This window comes from Pseudooceanicola sp., from assembly GCF_029213205.1.
In the GTDB taxonomy this organism is placed as follows: Bacteria; Pseudomonadota; Alphaproteobacteria; order Rhodobacterales; family Rhodobacteraceae; genus Pseudooceanicola.
Window position 1 is genome coordinate 1 of record NZ_JARGNH010000030.1, and the last position, 20305, is coordinate 20305.

The window sequence follows — 20305 nt, forward strand, 5'->3', positions numbered from 1 at the left end:
ACCGAAGCCGAGATGCTGCGCACCCCGAACTTCGGCCGCAAGTCGCTGAACGAGATCAAGGAAGTGCTGTCCGGCATGGGCCTGCACCTTGGCATGGATGTCGAGGATTGGCCGCCGGACAATATCGAAGACCTGGCCAAGAAGTTCGAAGACCAGTTCTGAGGCGGCCCAGGCCCCTCACCCTGACCCTCTCCCCCGTGGGGAGAGGGGAGTACCAAGACCCGGGCGTTCTGCCCCAAGGAGAGCTGGTGACCCGCATCACCGGCCAGACAAAGCAAAACCGCCCGTAGAGGGCCATTGGAGTAAAAAACATGCGTCACGCACGAGGTTACCGCCGCCTGAACCGCACCCATGAGCACCGCAAGGCGCTGTGGGCAAACATGGCCGGCTCGCTCATCGAACATGAGCAGATCAAGACGACTCTGCCGAAAGCCAAAGAGCTGCGCCCGATCATCGAAAAGCTGATCACCCTGGGCAAGCGCGGTGATCTGCACGCCCGTCGCCAGGCCGCCAGTCAGTTGAAACAGGACGCCTATGTGGCGAAACTGTTCGAGGTTTTGGGGCCGCGCTACAAGGACCGTCAGGGTGGCTATGTCCGCATCCTGAAGGCCGGGTTTCGCTATGGTGACATGGCGCCGATGGCGATCATCGAATTCGTCGACCGCGATCCTGATGCGAAAGGCGCCGCCGACAAGGTCCGCGTCGCCGCGGAAGAGGCTGCCGAGGATTGATCGACGCCCCTGTCAGGGATAAGCAAACCCCCGCCCGGTTGGGCGGGGGTTTTGCGTTGTGCGAAAGACTTTTGCTTCGGCGGGAGTATTTCGGGAAAGATGAAGCCGGGAGTCGGCTTGCATACCGGGGGAGGGATTCGCATATGCGGTGGATGATGAGAGTGGTTGCACCGATCTTGTTGGCCCTGACTCTGGCCCTGACTCTGGCCCTGTCCGGAGCGGCGGTGGGGATGGCAGAGACCCGGGTGCCGGTCAGCCAGGGGGAAATCTCTCTGAGTTTCGCGCCGCTGGTCAAACACGCGGCGCCGGCGGTGGTGAATATCTATGCCAGCCGGGTGGTCGAGGCCCGGACATCGCCCTTTGCCGATGATCCGTTCTTTCGCGAGTTCTTTCGCGATTTTGGCCAGACCCGCCCGCAGGTGCAGAATTCGCTGGGCTCCGGGGTGATCCTGTCGGCGGATGGGATCGTGGTGTCGAACCACCATGTGGTCGAACAGGCCGATGACATCAGGGTGGTGCTGAACGACCGGCGCGAATACCGCGCCCGGATCCTGCTGGCCGATGCCGAGGCCGATCTGGCTATCCTGAAGCTGGAAGACGCGGATGAGATGCCGCATCTGGCGCTGCGTGACAGTGACGGGGTCGAGGTTGGCGAATTGGTGCTGGCGATCGGCAATCCCTTTGGTGTTGGCCAGACCGTGACCAGCGGCATCGTTTCGGGGCTGGCACGGTCTGGCACCGCCACCGGCAATGCGCGTGGCTATTTCATCCAGACCGATGCGCCGATCAACCCGGGCAATTCCGGCGGTGCGCTGATTGACGTGAATGGCGATCTGATCGGGGTCAACACCTCGATCCTGTCGAAATCCGGCGGCTCGAACGGCATCGGTTTCGCGATTCCGGCGTCGCTGGTGCAGCAATTCGTGCGCCAGGCGCGGGCCGGGGCGACGGTGTTCCGTCGGCCCTGGGCTGGGCTGAATGGTCAACCGGTCGATGCCGGGTTGGCCGAAGGGCTGGGGCTGGATCGCCCCGGCGGCATCGTGATTTCCGATCTGCATCCGGCCAGCCCGTTCCGCCAGGCCGGGGTGCTGCCGGGCGATGTGGTGCTGGCGGTGGGCGGGCAGCCGGTGAATACCCCGGCGGAAATGATCTATCGCATGGGCGTCGCGGGCGAGGGGGCGGAGTTGCCGCTGCGCATCTTCCGGGCCGGCGAAGTCCTGAACCTGACCGTGCGGCTGACCGCCCCGGCCGAGGATCCGCCGCGCGATGCAAGGGTCAGCGGCCGCGACACCCCGATCCCCGAGCTGGCGCTGGTGCGGATCAATCCGGCGGTGTTGGCCGAGTTTGGCTTGCCATTGACGGCAGAGGGCGCGGTGGTCACCGATCCGGGGCCGTTTGGCGCCCGCGCCGGGCTGCGTCGGGGTGATGTGATCACCGCGGTGAACGGTGTTGCGGTGCAAGGCAGTGCCGATGCGATCAGCGCCCTGGGCGAGTCGCGCAATCGGTTGACGCTGGATATCCAGCGCGGGCTGGAGCGGCTGTCGCTCAGATTCCGGCTGTAGCGCGGTGCCGGATCTCTTTGCCAACGGCCCGGTCCCGGTCGCCGATAACGCGCCGCGCCCGCTGGCGGACCGGCTGCGCCCGCAGACCCTGGGCGAGGTGATCGGCCAGGCCCAGGTGCTGGGGCCGGAGGCGCCGCTGGGGGTGATGCTGGCGGCGGGGTCACTGTCATCGCTGATCTTTTGGGGGCCACCCGGGGTGGGCAAGACCACCATCGCCCGGCTTCTGGCGGCGGAAACCGATCTGCATTTCGTCCAGATCTCGGCGATTTTCACCGGCGTGCCGGAGCTGCGCAAGGTCTTTGAGGCGGCCAGAATGCGCCGCAGCAATGGCAAGGGCACCTTGCTGTTCGTTGATGAAATCCACCGTTTCAACAAGGCACAGCAGGACGGGTTTCTACCGCATATGGAAGACGGGACCATCCTGCTGGTCGGGGCGACCACAGAAAACCCCTCGTTCGAGCTGAACGCCGCGCTGTTGTCGCGCGCCCAGGTGCTGGTGCTGGAACGGCTGCCGCTGGCCGATCTGGAACGGCTGGCGCAGCGCGCCGAGGCCGAACTGGCGGCGCCGTTGCCGCTGGACCCGGACGCGCGGGCGGCGCTGCTGGGGATGGCGGATGGCGATGGCCGGGCGCTGCTGAACCTGATCGAGCAAGTGGCGGCCTGGCAGGTTTCGGCACCGCTCGACACCGCCGCATTGGCGACACGGCTGCAGCGGCGGGCGACGAATTACGACAAATCCGGCGATGAGCATTACAACCTGATCTCGGCGCTGCACAAATCAGTGCGCGGCAGCGACCCGGATGCGGCGCTCTATTGGCTGGCGCGGATGCTGACCGGAGGCGAGGATCCGCGCTTTCTTGCCCGGCGGATCACCCGGATGGCGGTCGAGGATATCGGCCTGGCCGATCCGCGCGCCCAGGGCATCTGCCTGGAAGCCTGGCAGTGCTATGAGCGTCTGGGCAGCCCCGAGGGCGAGCTAGCGCTGGGGCAGGCGGTGCTCTATCTGGCGCTGGCGCCGAAATCCAACGCCGGTTACGTCGCGTTCAAGGCGGCGATGTCCGCCGCGCGCCAGACCGGCAGCACGCCACCGCCGAAACATATCCTGAACGCGCCGACCGCGCTGATGCGGGACCAGGGCTATGGCGCCGGCTATGCTTATGACCACGACGCCGAGGACGGGTTTTCCGGGCAGAATTATTTCCCCGACGATATGGCGCGGAAGGGGTTCTATCAACCGGTCGAACGCGGGTTCGAGCGGGACTTGAAGAAGCGGCTGGACTGGTTTTCCCGACTGAGGGACAAGCGCGGCGACGCTGCGGACTAACCGCCCTGCCTGCTGCGCCGCCTTGACAAACGACAGGCCCCGCGCGATGGACGCGCTATGATATCCACCCTTATAAAAGTTGCTGCTGGCGGCGCGCTTGGCGCCGCGCTGCGCTATCTGTCCGGCGTAGCGGTCGCGCGGTTGTTCGGGGTGACTGGCTTTCCGCTCGGGGTGCTGGCGGTGAATGTTCTGGGATCGGGGATTATGGGTATCCTGTTCGTCTGGCTGGGCTATCGCGGGCTGGCCCATCTCAACCCGTTTCTGATGACCGGGGTTCTGGGCGGCTTCACCACCTTTTCCGCCTTTTCGCTTGAGGCCTATACCCTCTGGGAACGCGGAGCGGCGGCGCAAGCGGCGCTCTATGTCGGGCTGTCGGTGACGCTATCTTTGGCGGCTCTGGTGGCAGGTATCTATCTGGCACGGGGGGCCATCGGATGAGCCGGGTTCAAACCATCACTGTCGGGCCGGGCGACGGCGATCAGCGTCTGGATCGCTGGCTCAGGCGGATGTTTCCGCATGTGGCGCAGGGCCGGATCGAAAAGATGTGCCGCAAGGGTGAATTGCGGGTCGATGGCGCGCGGGTCAAGGCCAATACCAGGCTGGAACCGGGGCAGGATGTGCGGATTCCGCCGCTGCCTGAGGCCGGGCCCAGCGTCCCCATCCGCCAGACCCGGGTGAGCGAGGCCGATATCCGCTTCATCCGCTCCTGCGTGCTGTGGAAAGACGATCATATTATCGCGCTGAACAAGCCGCCGGGCCTGCCAGTGCAGGGCGGCAGCAAGCTGACCCGCCATGTCGACCAGCTGGCCGAGGGGCTGCGCTATGACCTCGAGGAAAAGCCGCGCCTGGTGCATCGGCTGGACAAGGACACCTCGGGCCTGCTGTTGCTGGCCCGCAGCCGCCCGGTGGCCGCTGCCCTGACCGAGGCGTTTCGTCATCGCGCCACCCGCAAGATCTATTGGGCCGCCGTCGCCGGGGTGCCGAGCCCACGGATGGGCACCATCCGCTATGGGCTGGTCAAGGCGCCGGGCCATGGGGCCGGGGGCGAGGGCGAAAAGATGCATTGCATCCACCCGGATGCGGTGGCCCGGACCGAGGGCGCCAAACGCGCCACCACCGATTACGCGGTGCTGTCGGCATTGGGCAGCCGGGCCTCCTGGTGTGCGCTGGTGCCGATCACCGGGCGGACCCATCAGCTGCGCGCGCATATGGCCGAGATCGGGCATCCCATCATTGGCGACGGCAAATACGGCGGCTCCGGGCAGGAAAACCTGGGCGATGGTTGGGGGGCGCAGCTGGGGGGCGAGTTGAGCCGCAAGCTGCACCTGCATGCGCGGTCACTGACCATCCAGCATCCGATCACCGGCCAGCCGCTGCACCTGACCGCGCCGCTGCCCGAGCATATGGCGCGGACCTGGGAGGCGGTGGGCTGGCACGAGGCCGATGTGATCGCCGACCCGTTCGAGGATGAGGAATGAGCGCGCCCCGTCTGGTGATATTTGACGTCGACGGCACGATTTCCGACAGCCAGGGCCATATCCTGGCGGCAATGGCCGACGCCTTTGCGGCCGTTGATCAACCGGTGCCACCACGCGAAACGGTTCTGGGCATCGTTGGTCTGTCGCTGGATCACGCGATGCCGAAGCTGGCACCCGATCTGGCACCAGAGGATCATCAGCGCATGGCCGATGGCTATCGCGCAGGCTATAGCCGCCGCATGGCCGCGGGCGGCGCGGCGCTGGTGCCGCTGTATCCGGGGATCCGTGAGGTGATCGAGGAGCTTGCCGCGGATCCCGACACAAGGCTGGCGATTGCCACTGGAAAATCGCTGCGCGGGCTGATCGGCCTGCTTGATGCGCATGGTCTGCGTGACCATTTCGTCAGCCTGCAGGTGGCTGACCATCACCCGTCAAAACCGCATCCTTCGATGCTGCTGACGGCGCTGGCCGAAACCGGTATCGCGGCGGATCGCGCGGTGATGATCGGTGATACCTCGTTTGACATGGACATGGCCCGGGCCGCCGGAATTGCCGGGATCGCGGTTGGCTGGGGCTATCATCCAGCCCGGGAACTGGGCGCAGCCCATGCCCATGTCCGCGCCACCACCGAATTGCCCGCCGCGATCGAGCGGGTGTTGGCGGGGACCTGACCATGGCAGATTGGGCGGCAAAACGGTTCTGGACCGAGGTCAGCATCAGCGAAACCGACCAGGGTTTTGCCATTCTGCTGGACAAAAGGCCCTTGTGCACCCCGGCCAAGGCCCCCCTGCATCTGCCGACCCGCGCCCTGGCCGAGCGGGTGGCCGAGGAATGGCGCGCGCAAACGGATTTGATCGACCCGCGACTCATGCCCGCGACCCGCAGCGCCAATGCCGCCATCGACAAGGTGGCGGTGCAGTTCGACGAGGTCGCCGATATGCTCTCTGCCTATGGCGACAGCGATCTGCTCTGTTATCGGGCAGACGCACCGATTGAGCTGGTCGAGCGTCAGGCCGCCGCCTGGGACCCGCTGCTGGATTGGGCGGGCACGCGTTTCGCTGCCCGGTTGCAGCCGCGCACCGGCGTCGTGCATGCGTCGCAAGCGCCAGCGGCGCTGGTTCGGCTGGATCGCGAGGTCCGGCGACAATCTCCGTTTCAACTGGCCGCGTTCCATGATCTGGTCAGTCTGACCGGGTCACTCGTCCTGGCGCTGGCCGCTGCGCATGACCGGATAACCGCTGTCGAGGCCTGGGATCTGTCGCGTATCGACGAGGATTGGCAGGCCGAGCATTGGGGGACCGATGACGAGGCCACCGCCGCTGCCGCGGTTAAACGCCAGTCGCTTGTCGATGCCAAACAATTCTTTGATTTCGCATCGAAAACGCCCATTTATTGACCTCGCGTCAATGTGAACGGGATCAACTCGGGTCCTGATGTCGTTGGCCCATTGGCAGGAAACACCAAATAGCAGTGACCGCTCGGTAGGTGCCCAGACGGCACATTTATTTTGGTGATGACACCCTTGACCAATGGAAATGAATCCCCGCACACTCTGGACATGCTGACTAGGGGGGAGCACCCCTGATGCAAATTCGAATTGGATCCACCGAGGATTCGAAACCCGCCGAAGGTACAGGCGGGGACATTAGGAAGAGGTAAAAATGAAAAAAACCGCATTTATTGGAGCGCTGACTGTTGCTGGTCTGATGGCTGGTGCGGCGGCGGCTGCAACGCTTGACGACGTGAAAGCACGCGGCAAGCTGAATTGTGGCGTGAACACTGGCCTGGCCGGGTTCTCGGCGCCGAACGCAAGTGGTGAATGGGAAGGCTTTGACGTTGCCATGTGCCGTGCCGTGGCCGGGGCCATCTTTGGCGATGGCACTGCTGTCGAATTCGTGCCGACCACCGGCAAGACCCGGTTCACCGCGCTTGCGTCGGGTGAAGTCGACATGCTGTCGCGGGTGACCACTTGGACCTTCTCGCGCGATGTGGATCTCAAGTTCAGCTTCGCGGCCGTGACCTATTATGATGGTCAGGGCTTCTTGGCCCCCAAATCGCTGGGTGTGTCATCGGCCAAAGAACTGGACGGCGCGACCGTCTGCATCCAGACCGGCACAACGACAGAGCTGAATCTGGCGGACTTTTTCCGCAAGAACAACATGTCCTATGAGCCGGTGCCGGTTGAAACCAACGCCGAAGGCCAGCAGCAATATCTTGCCGGTGCCTGCGACGTTTACACCACCGACGCATCGGGCCTGGCTGCCACCCGCGCCACTTTTGAGAACCCGGGCGATCACGTCGTTCTGCCGGAAATCATCTCGAAAGAGCCGCTGACTCCGCTGGTGCGCCATGGCGATGACGAATGGGGCGACGTTGTGCGTCAGACCATGTTCGCGCTGATCGCAGCCGAAGAACTGGGTATCACCTCAGCCAATATCGATGCCTTGTCGGCGACGCCGGGCAACAACCCCGAGATCAACCGTCTGCTTGGCACCGAAGGCAACTTGGGCGAAATGCTCGGCCTGTCGGCGGATTGGGCCAAGAATGCCATCAAGGTCGGTGGCAACTATGGTGAGATCTTTGAAACCACGATCGGTGAAAACACCGCAATCGGCCTGGCGCGTGGGTTGAACGCGCTCTGGACCGATGGTGGCCTGCAATACGCACCGCCGTTCCGCTAAACACTTGGTAAGGGTGCGGGTTAAACCCCGCGCCCTTTGCCTTTCCGCCCGACCCGGTGTCGCGCCGGGACGGCAAATGATCCGGCCAATGGCGCAGCAAGACGCCGCATGACAAGGCCGGGACAACGGGGAACAATCAGGATGACCACATCAATCGACCCACCAGCGGCGTCGTTCAAGTTGTCTATGCTGATCTACGATACCAGATATCGGTCGATCACTTTCCAGACAATTGCCTTGATCGCGTTTTTGATTTTTATCGGTTGGCTATTCAACAATACCGCGCAAAACTTGGCCGATCTGGGCAAGGAACCCTCTTTCGGTTTCATGACCGAACAAGCCGGTTACGATATCAATCAGCGCCTCATTGACTACAATTCACAAAGCACGCATCTGCGTGCTGCATTCGTCGGGCTATTAAATACGCTGCTAATCGCGGTTCTGGGCTGCATCACGGCAACGATCGTCGGGGTTCTGGTCGGGGTGCTGAGGCTCAGCGGCAACTGGCTGATCGCCCGGTTGATGACCGTCTATGTCGAGATGTTCCGCAACGTTCCGGTGCTGATGTGGATCGTGCTGTGCATGGCTATTCTGATCGAAAGCCTGCCCTCACCCCGAGATTTCCGGGGGGAAACGCCCGAAGCCTCGATGATGCTCTTTGATTCCGTCGCAATCACCAATCGCGGCGTCTATATTCCCGAGCCGCTGTTTTCGCGCGGGCTCGGCGATGTTTCGGTCGGCGGGGTATTCGGTATCAGCCTCGATCTGATTGCCGTTTTGATCGTGCTGGGGGCCGGCCTTTACGGCGCGGCGAAAATCAGGAAGCGCGCCGATGTGATCCAGAACGCCACCGGTGTTCGGCCCAGAACATGGCACACCCGGCTGGCCGTTGTGTTTGTGCCGCTGATCATCCTGCTGGTGGCGCTGGGATTCCACCTGGGTTATCCGGCGCTGAAAGGCTTCAACTTTCAGGGTGGCACGCATATGCGCAATTCCCTGATTGCGCTCTGGCTGGCTCTGTCCCTTTATACCGCCGCCTTTATTGCTGAAATCGTGCGCGCCGGTATCCTCGCCATCTCAGGTGGTCAGACCGAAGCGGCGGCAGCACTGGGCATCCGCCCAGGCCGGATCATGAGTCTTGTGGTCCTGCCGCAGGCGCTGCGGGTCATCATCCCGCCGCTGATCTCGCAATACCTGAACCTGACCAAGAACTCGTCGCTGGCGATTGCGGTCGGTTACATGGACATCACGGGCACCCTGATGGGCATCACCCTGAACCAGACCGGGCGCGAGCTCGAGACGGTCTTGATGGGGATGCTGGTTTATCTGGCCATTTCGCTGAGCATTTCGAGCGTGATGAACTGGTACAACTCTCGCGTGAAACTGGTGGAGAGGTAAGATGTCAAACACTCATGCAGACACGGTCCTCTTTGTGCGCGACACCATGCTGCCGCAGCAGGACCCGCCGTCGTCGACGATCGGCGCCATCGGCTGGGCCAAGGAAAACCTGTTTTCCGGTTGGATCAACTCGATCCTGACGTTGGTTTCACTGGCCTTTGTGCTGTTCCTTCTGGCCGGGCTTCTGCCTTGGTTGTTCTCGCCCACCTGGTCGATGAATTCGCTGACCGAATGTCGTGAGCTTCTGGCCGGAGACCATGGCGCCTGCTGGGGTGTCATCCGCGAACGCTGGCCGCAGCTGATGTTCGGGTTCTACCCGTCCGAGATGTATTGGCGGCCGGTGCTCACCATCGTTCTGCTGTTCGTGGCGATTGCCCCGATCCTGTTTGCGGAACGGGTGCCATCCAAACTCCTGGGCTTTACCGCCATCTTTCCCTTTGTGGCCGTCTGGTTGCTCTGGGGCGGCACGATCTGGGGGCCGCTGATGGCGCTGCTCGGGTTTGTGGTGGCCTATTTCGTCTTCGGTCTCGCCGACAAGTACCTCACGAGCGCGCTGGCGCTGATTGCGGCGGTTGTTTCGGCGCTGATCTGGTGGGGTCTCATTTCACCGCTGATCGAACCGGCGCTGTCATCGGCGCTGCCGATCGGACTCGAAACCGTGGATTCACGTCAGTTCGGCGGCTTCATGCTGTCGATCACGATTGGCGTCACGGCGATCATGTGTTCGCTGCCAATCGGCATCCTGCTGGCGCTGGGCCGTCAATCGGACCTGCCGCTGGTCAAGGCGATCTGCGTCGGCTTCATCGAATTCATCCGCGGTGTGCCGCTGATCACTCTGTTGTTCATCGCCTCGACCCTGCTGAATATCTTTCTGCCGCCGGGGACCAATTTCGACATCATCCTGCGGGTGATGATCATGGTGACGCTGTTCGCATCGGCCTATATGGCCGAGGTGATCCGCGGCGGCCTGGCTGCGCTGCCCAAGGGCCAGTACGAGGGGGCCGACAGTCTGGGCCTCGATTACTGGCAGGCACAGCGGCTGATCATCATGCCGCAGGCGTTGAAAATCTCGATCCCGGGTATCGTTTCGACATTCATTGGCGTCTTCAAGGACACCACGCTGGTCTCAATCATCTCGATGTTCGACCCGCTTGGCCTCGCCAATGCGATTCGTGCGGACCAGTCGTGGAACGGCATCTACTGGGAGCTGTTCATCTTTATCGGCGTCGTCTTCTTTATCTTCTGTTTCTCAATGTCCCGCTACTCGATGTATCTGGAGCGCAAGCTTCAGACCGGGCACTAATTAGAGGAAACCCCAATGTCTGAACCTGCGACAAAGCGTGAAATCGACCGGACGAAAATGACCGTCTCGGACGAGGTGGCGGTCGAAATCTCGAATATGAACAAGTGGTATGGCACCTTTCATGTGCTGCGCGACATCAACCTGACGGTGAACCGGGGGGAACGGATCGTCATCGCCGGCCCTTCCGGGTCAGGTAAATCCACCCTGATCCGCTGCATCAACCGGCTTGAGGAACATCAGGCCGGGCGGATCGTGGTCGACGGGACCGAACTGACCAGCGACCTCAAGAACATCGACAAGATCCGGTCGGAGGTTGGCATGTGCTTTCAGCATTTCAACCTGTTCCCGCATCTGACCATTCTTGAGAATTGCACCCTGGCCCCGATCTGGGTGCGCAAGACGCCCCGCAAAGAGGCGATCGACACCGCAATGCATTTCCTGGAAAAGGTCAAAATCCCGGAACAGGCCGACAAATACCCCGGCCAATTGTCTGGCGGCCAGCAGCAGCGGGTGGCAATTGCCCGGTCGCTCTGCATGAAACCACGGATCATGCTGTTTGACGAACCGACCTCGGCGCTCGACCCCGAGATGATCAAAGAGGTGCTCGACACCATGATCGAGTTGGCCGAAGAGGGCATGACCATGCTCTGTGTGACCCACGAAATGGGCTTTGCCCGTCAGGTGGCGAACCGGGTGATCTTTATGGATCAGGGCCAGATCGTCGAACAGAACGAGCCTGAGGAATTCTTTAACAACCCACGGTCGGAGCGCACCAAGCTGTTCCTGTCGCAGATCCTCGGGCACTGACCAGCCTGCCTGGGCAGGAAACAGCAAAGCCCCGCCAAGCTGCGGGGCTTTGACGTTTCGGCCTAATCGCCGGTCAATTCGCGCGGGGTGATAAAATTCACCATCCTGCCGCTGGCAAAGTCCAGATTGCGCCATTTGTCCGTCGCCAGATCGGCAACCAGGGTCGCACCGGTCGGATAATCGGCAAAGCGGCCGTGCGGCGGCGTCTCGGTCAGGATCCGGGTGGCAAAATCACCGATCCCGGGATTGTGCCCGATCAGCGCCAGCGTCTTGCCCGTAGCCGCCTGCAGCGCGCTCAGGATCGCCTCGGCCTCGGCCAGATAGAGGGCGGGCAGATGCATCACCTTGGCCTCCAGCGCCAGCAGGTCACAGGTTTCGCGGGTGCGCAGGGCGGTTGAACACAGCACCAGATCGGGCTGATAGCCCATCTTGCGCAGCCAGGCACCGATGGCGCTGGCGCTGCGGCGCCCCCGGGAATTGAGCGGGCGATCATGGTCGTCGATCCCGGGCTCTGCCCAGCTTGACTTGGCATGGCGGATCAAAATCAGGCGTTTGGTCATGCAATGGTAATCGTTAAACAAATTGTGCCATGTGATAGGCGGAATGTGCGACCAGCCTGCCATGCGCCTGCCCGACAGGGCAAGCGGTTCTGACCTGACAGCCATGGGTCATGCAGCTTTGACCGGCCTTGCTGCGCAGAAATGACTTGCAGCCGGGCACGTCATAGCCGCGTTCATTCAGCGCGCTGACCGGGCAGGCGGTGCGGCAGGGCTGATCGGGGCAGGTGATGCAGGGATTGGCCGGGACTTCGGGCAGGGCGATCCGGCCGGGCAGGGCCAGTGCGCCGCGAAACGACAGCCAGAGCCCGGCCTCGGCATGCACCAGCAGCGACACCGGCGAGGCATGGACCCAGCCGCTGGCCAATGCCCAGCCGATGAAGGGGCGGAAGGGCGGGCCACCAAAGGGAAACAATGCCGTCGCGCCGATCTGTCCGGCCCAATCGCCAACCACCCGGCGCGACCAGCGGTCGACCGGGTCGGCGCCCCCGTCCTGCCATTCGGCGCTGCCGGTGATCCGGGCCCAGAACCCCGGCTCATCCGGGCCAAGCAGCAGCAGGGTGCCGGTGCCCGCGGGCAGGTCCGGATCCGCTGCGGCGGGATGCAGCGCGGCGCGGATCGCCAGCCCGCGGTCCCGGGCTGCGGCGCTGAGCGCGGCAAAGTTCATTTGCGGAACGGCAGCCACAGGCTCCACCCCAGACGCGTCGGGCGGTCGTCCTGCCAGGTCAGGCCAAGCGTCATCCCGTCATGGCCACCCTCGGGCTGGGCGACATAGGTGCGAAACAGCCGGTCCCAGATCGACAGGGTAAAGCCATAATTGCTGTCATGCTCGGTGCGGCGCACCGAATGGTGCACCCGGTGCATGTCCGGGGTCACGATCACCCGGCGCAGCCAGCGGTCTACCGGTTCGGACAGCGCCAGATTGGCATGGTTGAACAGGGCGCAGCCGTTCAGCATCACCTCAAAGATGATGACCGCGATGGCGGCCGGGCCAAGCGCATAGATCACCGCGATCTTGTAGAGCATCGACAGGCCGATCTCGAACGGGTGAAAGCGGATGGCGCTGCTGACGTCGATGTCGCGGTCGGCGTGATGCACCCGGTGCAACCGCCAGAGCAGCGGAATCCTGTGGCTGGCAAGGTGCTGAAACCAGATCGCGAAATCGAGGATGACAATCGCCAGCCCGACCTCGATCCAATTCGGCCAGGCGGTGAGGTTGAACAGCCCCCAACCCAGCCGAGCGGCATCCAGCGCCGCACCGACCGACAACAGCGGCAAAGCCAGCGCCAGCAGGCGCAATGTGGCGCTGTTCAGGAGGGTCAGGGTGCCATTGGTCGCCCAGCGCCGCCAGCGCCCGTTGACCCGCCTCCGGCGCGGCAGTGCCGCCTCGGCCAAAGCAAAGAGCGCGAACAGCCCCAGGAAAAATCCCAGCCGGATCAGGGTTTCATGTGCCATGGCCCAGACATGGCGTGCCAGGCGGCATTCGGCAAGGGCTGGGCGTTCAACCTTTGCGGATGATCGACCCGGCGCCATGTTCGGTGAACAGCTCCAGCAGGGTGGCATTGGGTGCCCGCCCGTCCAGTATCACCGCCGCGCGCACCCCGCCGTCGATTGCCATCAGGGCGGTTTCGGTCTTGGGGATCATGCCGCCGGCAATGGTGCCATCGGCGGTCATTTCACGGATCTGGGTGGCGGTCAGCTCGGTCACAACCTCGCCCGCGGCATTCTTGACGCCCGCCACATCGGTCAGCAGCAACAGCCGGTCGGCCTTTAGCGCCGCGGCAATCGCCCCCGCCGCCGTGTCGCCATTCACATTGAAGGTTTCGCCATTGCGTCCCATGCCCAGCGGCGCGATCACCGGGATGATATCGGCGGCAAACATCGCTCGCAGGATCGAGGTGTCGATCTCGACCGGCGTGCCGACCAGCCCGAGGCTGGGATCGGTGGGTTCGCAGATCATCAGTTTGGCATCCTTGCCGGACAGGCCGACACCCTTGCCGCCCTGGCTGCCGATGGCCTGCACGATATGCTTGTTCACCCGGCCCGACAGCACCATTTCGACAACTTCGACGGTGGCCGCATCGGTCACCCGCTTGCCGTTCACGAATTCGGACTTGATCGCCAGCCGGTCCAGCATCTCGTTGATCATCGGGCCGCCGCCATGCACGATCACCGGGTTCACCCCGACCTGACGCATCAGCACGATATCGCGGGCAAACATTTCCATCGCCTCGTCGTCGCCCATCGCATGGCCGCCGAATTTCACAACGACCACAGCGTCTTCGTAGCGCTGCAGATAGGGCAGCGCCTGAGACAGCGTGCGGGCGGTGGCAATCCAGTCGCGGTTCATGGCGGTCTGCTTTTTCATCTGAGTATCTCCGGTGACGGCGCAGTGATATGCGGCATTGTCGCGGCTGCCAAGCCCGGCGTCCTGTGCCGCAGCTTAGACCAACCCGGCGACGATTGCCCGCAACGTCGCGATGCCATCGCCCTTTTCGCTCGAGGTCAGCACGATCTCGGGAAAGGCGGCAGGGTGTTTCGCCAGCGCGGCGCGGACCTGGGTCAGCACCCTTTCAAGGTCGGCGGCTTTCACCTTGTCGGCCTTGGTCAGCACGCATTGAAAGGTCACCGCGGCGCTGTCGAGCAGCGACAGGATTTCTTCATCCACCGCCTTGACCCCGTGACGTGCGTCGATCAGCACAAAGGCCCGGCGCAAGGTGGCGCGGCCAGAGAGGTATTGTTTCAGCAGCCGCTGCCATTTCTCGACCACGCCCAACGGCGCATTGGCATAGCCATAGCCGGGCAGGTCGACCAGGTAATGGCTGTCGGCCAGGGTGAAATAGTTGATTTCCTGGGTCCGCCCCGGGGTGTTGGACGCCCGCGCCAGCCCCTTGCGCCCGGTCAGCGCATTGATCAGCGTCGATTTACCGACATTGGAGCGCCCGGCAAAGCAGACCTCAAGCCGGTCATCGGGTGGCAGGCCCGACATTGCCACCACGCCTTTCACGAAATCGGTCTGTCCGGCGAACAGGATCCGCCCGGCTTCGATCTCGGCCGCAGTGTTTTCGGCGATGGGAAAGGGCAGCGGGGTCACAGGATCTCTACCTCATCACCTTGGGCGATTTTGCCGTCACGGGTGATCATCGCATAGATTCCGAAATCCTGATGCCCATAATTCTGGTTCAGCAGCGTCAGAACATCGACGTCGCGCTTGCCGGTCTCGGGGTTGGCGAGGGTCGCCTTGCAGCGGGTTATCCGCTCGCGGATTTCAAGCTCGGCCGCGCCGATCCGGATGCGGCGCCCGATCAGGGCGAACTCCTCGAACGGGGCCCAGCCGTCGATCCAGAGATTGCCGCGAAACCGGTGCGGCGACAGCGGCGTGCCCGCATGCTCGCCGAGGGCGCGCAGCGACGCAACGCTCAGAACCGAGACAAAGGCTTCGGGCACATCGGTCATCGCCTGCCCTTGCAGGCTGACCAGATTGCGCGGTGCCGGCAGGTCCGGCCCCCAGAGCGGCGAGAGCCAGGCCAGCAGCCGGGCGCTGTCGCGGTCCGGGTTCAAAGTGATGTCAGCGGCATCCGGATGCGACAGGGTCAGCATGCCGGTCTGCGCGTCATAGGCGGCGCGAATGGCCATCAGGGCCGGGTTGGTCACGCCGCGCAGGAAATTCAGCTTGCGCTGCCAGCCATCGGGCTGGCCCTGAAACTTTGCGCCCTCATGCGCCACCGCCCAGTGCCGGTCATAGGCCAGGGTTTGGCCCGCGTTCAACTGGGCACGGGGCAGAGATTCAAAGCCGATGGCCTTGATCGGGTGGCGCAGGATATCGGTGAGCCGGGCTATTTCCCGCCCTCCGCCGGTTTCTTGCGCCGAAAGCTTTTACGGATATTGCCGAAAACATCCGGATGGTAGCCGTGGCTGCGCATGATGATGTATTGCTGGGTAAAGGTGATCGTGTTGTTGGTGATCCAGTAGATCACCAGCCCGCTGGCGAATGAGCCGAGCATGAACATGAACACCCATGGCATCCAGGCAAAGATCATCGCCTGGGTTGCGTCGGTTGGTGCCGGGTTCAGTTTCTGCTGCAACCACATCGAAATGCCCAGCAGGATCGGCAGAATGCCGAGGCTGATGATCGCAATCGGCGAACTGGCATCGGGGGCAGCGAAGGGCAGCAGGCCGAACAGGTTCAGGATCGACGACGGATCTGGCGCGCTGAGGTCGCGGATCCAGCCGATCCAAGGCGCATGGCGCAGCTCAAGCGTGACAAAGATCACCTTATAGAGCGAAAAGAAGATCGGGATCTGCAGCAGGATCGGCAGGCAGCCGGCCGCCGGGTTGACCTTTTTCTTCTTGTAGAGCGCCATCATCTCCTGCTGGACCTTTTGACGGTCGTCGCCGGCCTTTTCCTTGATCTTCTCCATCTCCGGCTGCAGCTCTTTCATCCGCGCCATCGAGGCGTAGGATTTATAGGCCAGCGGGAACAGGATCAGTTTCAGCAGGAAAGTCAGGGCGATGATCGACCAGCCCATATTGCCGATAAAGCTGTGCAGCCAGTGCAGGACCGAAAAGATCGGCTTGGTCAGGAAAAAGAACCAGCCCCAGTCGATCGCGTCGATAAAGCGGACCACCCCGGCCTTGTCCTGATAATCGCGGATGGTTTCCCATTCCTTGGCCCCGGCAAACAGCCGCGAGGTGACCGCGACAGTGGCGCCGGGCGCCACGCTCTGGGCGGGCATCACCGCTTCGGTCTGGAAAATATCCTGCGCTTCGAAATACTTGGCGGTCGATCGAAAGGCGCCTTCGGGGATCAGGGTGGTCATCCAGTAGTGATCGGTAAAGCCGATCCAGCCACTTTCTGCGACCTCGATCCGGTCCGCGGGGGCGCCTTCGCGGTCGTCGATGTCGAATTTGGTCAGGCCCTTGTAGTCTTCTTCCTGCAACTCGCCGTCCGACATCCGGATCAGGCCCTCGTGCAAAACAAAGAATTTCTTCAGGTTGCTGGGGGTGCCATGCCGCCGGATCAGACCATAGGGGTGCAGGGTGACCGCGTCTGCCCCGGTGTTTTCCACCGATTGGGTGATGGTGAACATGAAATTCGCATCGACCGAGATTTCACGGCGAAAAGTCAGACCGGCGCCGTTCGACCATTCCAGGGTGACCGGGCGATCGGTGGTAATCTCGGCCCCGGCAGGGGCCTGCCACAAGGTGTCGGGACCAGGCACCGCATCGGCGCTGAGGCCACCGGAGGCGGCCCAGCCGTAAAGCGCGTAATAGGGATTTTCATTACCGATCGGGCTGAGGATTTCGACCTCGGGCGACTCGGGGTCTAGGGTCTTGCGGTAGTTCTTCAGCAGCAATTGATCGAGCCGTCCGCCGCGCAGCGAAATCGCGCCGTCGAGGCTGGGGGTCTTGATGGTGATGCGCGGGGCCGAATCTGCCGGGGCCTCGGTGCCTGCGGCTGTCGCGTCATTGGTGCCGCCATCGGAGGCGGGCAGCAACCCGCCTGGGCTGGCCGGATCGGCGCGGTCTTCGGTGGTGACGCTGGCGTTGGGATCGGTGACAGGCTCAGGCGGTGGAAAAAGCACGAACCAGACGACAATGACCACAAAGCTAAGCAATGTCGCCAGAAGCAGGTTCTTGTTGTTATTGTCCATGAGGCAGAGCCACCCGTCGCGGTTTGGTTCAGGGCGGTTCAACAGATCGGGGCGGCAAAGGTCAAGGGCATTCTAAGCCAGAGCCGTCACGTCGCCCGGTGTCGTACCCCGGCAGGGCGCGGCAGAGGCTGATTTGGCGGCCGGATTTGGCAGCCATGCCCGGACCTGCGGTTCGAATCGGTTGGCCCGGAAGAAGCCGCCCGGAATTGCGGCGCCCGGAATTGATCCGGGGGCGGCGCTTGTGGCTGCCCGCGCGCGGCTCAGGCGATGCCACGGCCGATCTTCAATGCCTCGGACAACCCGGCCTCATGGGCGCGGACCCAATCGATGGTCTGTTCCACCGGCATCGGCCGGGCGATGCCAAAGCCCTGCACATGGCCACATCCGAGTTGCGCCAGCATCGCATGTTCGCCCCGGGTTTCGATGCCCTCGGCCAGGGTTTCCAACTCTAGCCGTTCGGCCATGGTCAGGATTGCCGATACCATTTTCTGTTGTTCCGGGTCGCGGTCGACCTTCATCACAAAGCTGCGGTCGATCTTGATTCGCGACACTGCAAAGCGTCGGATCGAAGAGATCGAGGCATGGCCGGTGCCGAAATCGTCCAGGTCGATCTGGCAGCCAAGCTCGGCCAAGCCGTTGATGTTGCGCGACAGCACATCGTCGGGGCTGGCGGCGACCACGGTTTCCAGCACCTCGACGACCAGCCGCTCCGGGCTCAGCTCGAACCGGTCGATCTGCCAGCGGATCGCATCGATCAGCCTGGGATTCTGCAGCTCGGCGCTGGCAAAATTAACACCCACATGCGGGACCTGCAGCCCGGCGCGATCCCAGCTTTGCAGGGCGGTCAGGGCGCGGGTCAGGATCACCTCGCTCAGGTGTTCCATCGCGCCCATGCGTTCCAGAACCGGCAGGAATTCCACCGGCGGGATCACGCCGCGTTCGGGGTGGCACCAGCGCGCCAGCGCCTCAAACCCGGTGACCCGGCCGGTGTCGGTGGAGACCTGCGGCTGAAAGAACGGCAGGATCTGGCCCGTATTCAGCGCCTGCGCCACCTCATCCGTGGCCAGGGTCCGCGTTGCCGCGCGGCGGGTCATGTCGGCGGAATAGGCACGGATTGCCGACGGGCCGTTGCGCCGGGCGTCCGCCAGCGCCAGTTCGGCGGCCAGGATCAGGCCGGGTCCGGTTTTTTCCGGTGCCCGCGTCGACAGGCAGAACCCGACCGAGCAGGAGACATAGATCACCGAGGCGCCGAGTGAGATCGGGTCCTCAATTGCCGATTGCAGCCGCGCCGCCATCTGGATGGCAATTTCCAGATCCAACTGGCCAATCGGCGCCAGGCCGATGCCAAAGCCATCTGTGCCGAACCTTGCGAGGCTGTCGTCGCCACGGATCGCGGCACGCAAACGCTCGGCGCTGCGGGTCAGAATATCCTCGCCAGCGGTGAGGCCATACCGGTCGGTCACCTGATCGAAATCGTCGATCGAGAGCAGGAAACAGGCGGTGAACCGGCCCCGAGATCGAGCATTGTCAAGCTGCTGGTCCAGCGCCGATTCCAGCGCCTTGCGCGGCGGCAGGTCGATGGCGTGCGTCTGCGGATGCCGCCCGTCCCGGGCAGCGGGCTGGTCCAGCACCCCGGTCAGCGCATAGAGCGCCGGCATGATCAGAGCGACCAGGATCAGCCAGGGTTCGCCGCCGATCCAGAAGGCCGCCAGCACTATCGCGGGCAGAAACGCCAGCGCCTGAGGCCCCAGCAGCGTCTGCCGCAGCAGCCGTCGCAATTCCCTGAACCGCTGGGCGGATAGACGGGACATATGGCGCGTTTCCCCAAACATGGCAGGGGTCAGGCTAGGGCGGCATTTCTGAACGCCAGCTTAATGCAGGTCGGGCACCGCGTCTTCGGTTTGACTCGAATTGTCGTCAGTCAGGGCAAGCCCCTGAAAATCAAATATCTTTGGGTCGAGAAGATGCGAGGGCCTTGTGTTCATCAGCGCCCGGAACATCTTTTGCCGACGCCCCGGTGCGTTCTGTTCCCAGCCATCCAGGAGCGCCTTGACCTGCTGGCGCTGCAGCCCGTCCTGTGATCCGCAGAGGTCGCAAGGAATGATCGGATAGGCCATGTCGCGGGCGAATTTTGCGCAATCGGCCTCGGCCACATAGGCGAGGGGGCGATAGAGGAACAGATCACCCTCTTCGTTCACCAGTTTCGGCGGCATCGTCGCCAGTCGCGAGCCGTGGAACAGGTTCATAAAGAACGTCTCGAGGATGTCATCGCGGTGATGGCCCAGAACCACGGCGGAACAGCCCTCTTCCCGGGCAATCCGGTAGAGGTTGCCGCGCCGCAGCCGCGAACAGAGCGCGCAGAGGGTGCGCCCGGCGGGCACCTTGTCCATCACGATGGAATAGGTATCCTGATATTCGATCCGGTGTGCCACCTGCATCCGGGTCAGAAACTCGGGCAGCACCGTGGCTGGAAACCCGGGTTGCCCCTGATCGAGGTTGCAGGCCAACAGGTCGACCGGCAGCAACCCGCGCCATTGCAACTCATATAGCACCGCCAGCAGGGTATAGCTGTCCTTGCCACCGGACAGGCAAACCAGCCATTTCGGCCGCGCCGCGTCGGGGGCTGCGCCACGGTCGATCATGCCGAAATCGTCAATCGCCTCACGCGCCTGGCGCACGATCCGTTTGCGCAATTTGCGAAACTCGGTCGTGGTCGGGGCACCGGCGAACAGCGGATGAATATCGTCGTGATTGTCCAACATCCGCCTGTCATGCCAGAAGCGCGCGAGGCTGGAAAGGGGGCGCATGCC

Annotated in this window: 21 protein-coding genes; 12 read left to right on the top strand and 9 right to left on the bottom strand. The window is 63.2% G+C overall.

Annotated elements, in window-relative coordinates; all coding sequences use genetic code 11:
* The 12 genes from P1U48_RS16050 to P1U48_RS16105 all read left to right on the top strand — a co-directional run.
* Positions 1-162 (top strand): DNA-directed RNA polymerase subunit alpha C-terminal domain-containing protein (locus tag P1U48_RS16050; RefSeq protein WP_301070221.1); only part of this gene is annotated, 162 nt, incomplete at its 5' end.
* A 149-nt stretch (positions 163-311) separates the two neighbouring features.
* The gene (rplQ, locus tag P1U48_RS16055) at positions 312-731 is read left to right on the top strand and encodes a 50S ribosomal protein L17 (protein WP_301070196.1); all 420 of its coding nucleotides are present in this window, start codon (positions 312-314) and stop codon (positions 729-731) included.
* A 152-nt stretch (positions 732-883) separates the two neighbouring features.
* Positions 884-2293, top strand: coding sequence for a trypsin-like peptidase domain-containing protein (locus P1U48_RS16060; RefSeq protein WP_301070197.1), 1410 nt, complete (start codon positions 884-886; stop codon positions 2291-2293).
* A gap of 4 nt (positions 2294-2297) precedes the next feature.
* Complete coding sequence (locus P1U48_RS16065; protein WP_301070198.1) at positions 2298-3617, top strand: replication-associated recombination protein A; 1320 nt, start codon at positions 2298-2300, stop codon at positions 3615-3617.
* 57 nt (positions 3618-3674) lie between these two features.
* Positions 3675-4055, top strand: a complete 381-nt coding sequence (crcB, locus tag P1U48_RS16070; RefSeq protein ID WP_301070199.1) for a fluoride efflux transporter CrcB — start codon at positions 3675-3677, stop codon at positions 4053-4055.
* Positions 4052-5095, top strand: a complete 1044-nt coding sequence (locus P1U48_RS16075; protein ID WP_301070200.1) for an RluA family pseudouridine synthase — start codon at positions 4052-4054, stop codon at positions 5093-5095. Before crcB ends, P1U48_RS16075 begins: the two co-directional genes overlap by 4 nt.
* Positions 5092-5766, top strand: coding sequence for an HAD-IA family hydrolase (locus P1U48_RS16080; protein ID WP_301070201.1), 675 nt, complete (start codon positions 5092-5094; stop codon positions 5764-5766). The genes P1U48_RS16075 and P1U48_RS16080 overlap by 4 nt, the downstream gene beginning before the upstream one ends.
* A 2-nt stretch (positions 5767-5768) precedes the next feature.
* Positions 5769-6491 carry an ATP12 family protein gene (locus tag P1U48_RS16085; protein ID WP_301070202.1) on the top strand — a complete coding sequence of 241 codons (723 nt, stop codon included), beginning with the start codon at positions 5769-5771 and terminating at the stop codon, positions 6489-6491.
* A 265-nt stretch (positions 6492-6756) separates the two neighbouring features.
* Positions 6757-7776, top strand: coding sequence for an amino acid ABC transporter substrate-binding protein (locus P1U48_RS16090; RefSeq protein ID WP_301070203.1), 1020 nt, complete (start codon positions 6757-6759; stop codon positions 7774-7776).
* A gap of 141 nt (positions 7777-7917) precedes the next feature.
* Positions 7918-9174, top strand: coding sequence for an ABC transporter permease subunit (locus P1U48_RS16095; protein ID WP_301070204.1), 1257 nt, complete (start codon positions 7918-7920; stop codon positions 9172-9174).
* 1 nt (position 9175) lies between these two features.
* A complete protein-coding gene (locus P1U48_RS16100) occupies positions 9176-10477 on the top strand; it encodes an amino acid ABC transporter permease (protein ID WP_301070205.1) in 1302 nt (433 codons plus the stop codon).
* A gap of 15 nt (positions 10478-10492) precedes the next feature.
* Positions 10493-11284 (top strand): amino acid ABC transporter ATP-binding protein, encoded by a 792-nt coding sequence (locus tag P1U48_RS16105; RefSeq protein WP_301070206.1) that lies wholly within the window; start codon positions 10493-10495, stop codon positions 11282-11284.
* A gap of 62 nt (positions 11285-11346) precedes the next feature.
* Here P1U48_RS16105 and P1U48_RS16110 read toward each other — a convergent pair whose 3' ends face one another.
* The 9 genes from P1U48_RS16110 to ttcA form a co-directional block, all read right to left on the bottom strand.
* A complete protein-coding gene (locus P1U48_RS16110; protein WP_301070207.1) occupies positions 11347-11844 on the bottom strand; it encodes a histidine phosphatase family protein in 498 nt (165 codons plus the stop codon).
* A 13-nt stretch (positions 11845-11857) separates the two neighbouring features.
* Positions 11858-12508: a ferredoxin gene (locus tag P1U48_RS16115; protein ID WP_301070208.1), complete on the bottom strand. Its 651-nt coding sequence runs from the start codon at positions 12506-12508 to the stop codon at positions 11858-11860.
* Positions 12505-13296, bottom strand: a complete 792-nt coding sequence (locus P1U48_RS16120; RefSeq protein WP_301070209.1) for a sterol desaturase family protein — start codon at positions 13294-13296, stop codon at positions 12505-12507. The genes P1U48_RS16115 and P1U48_RS16120 overlap by 4 nt, the downstream gene beginning before the upstream one ends.
* Before the next feature lie 46 nt (positions 13297-13342).
* Positions 13343-14209 carry an acetylglutamate kinase gene (gene argB, locus P1U48_RS16125; RefSeq protein WP_301070210.1) on the bottom strand — a complete coding sequence of 289 codons (867 nt, stop codon included), beginning with the start codon at positions 14207-14209 and terminating at the stop codon, positions 13343-13345.
* A gap of 75 nt (positions 14210-14284) precedes the next feature.
* Positions 14285-14935, bottom strand: coding sequence for a ribosome biogenesis GTP-binding protein YihA/YsxC (gene yihA, locus P1U48_RS16130; protein WP_301070211.1), 651 nt, complete (start codon positions 14933-14935; stop codon positions 14285-14287).
* Positions 14932-15681 (bottom strand): MOSC domain-containing protein, encoded by a 750-nt coding sequence (locus tag P1U48_RS16135; RefSeq protein WP_301070222.1) that lies wholly within the window; start codon positions 15679-15681, stop codon positions 14932-14934. The genes yihA and P1U48_RS16135 overlap by 4 nt, the downstream gene beginning before the upstream one ends.
* On the bottom strand, positions 15678-17495 hold the full coding sequence (yidC, locus tag P1U48_RS16140; RefSeq protein ID WP_301070212.1) for a membrane protein insertase YidC: 1818 nt from the start codon (positions 17493-17495) through the stop codon (positions 15678-15680). The genes P1U48_RS16135 and yidC overlap by 4 nt, the downstream gene beginning before the upstream one ends.
* Positions 17496-17755: 260 nt before the next feature.
* The gene (locus P1U48_RS16145; protein WP_301070213.1) at positions 17756-19306 is read right to left on the bottom strand and encodes a bifunctional diguanylate cyclase/phosphodiesterase; all 1551 of its coding nucleotides are present in this window, start codon (positions 19304-19306) and stop codon (positions 17756-17758) included.
* Positions 19307-19366: 60 nt separating this feature from the next.
* Entirely contained in the window at positions 19367-20257 is an 891-nt protein-coding gene (gene ttcA, locus P1U48_RS16150; protein WP_301070214.1) for a tRNA 2-thiocytidine(32) synthetase TtcA, read from the bottom strand.
* Positions 20258-20305: the final 48 nt, after the last annotated feature.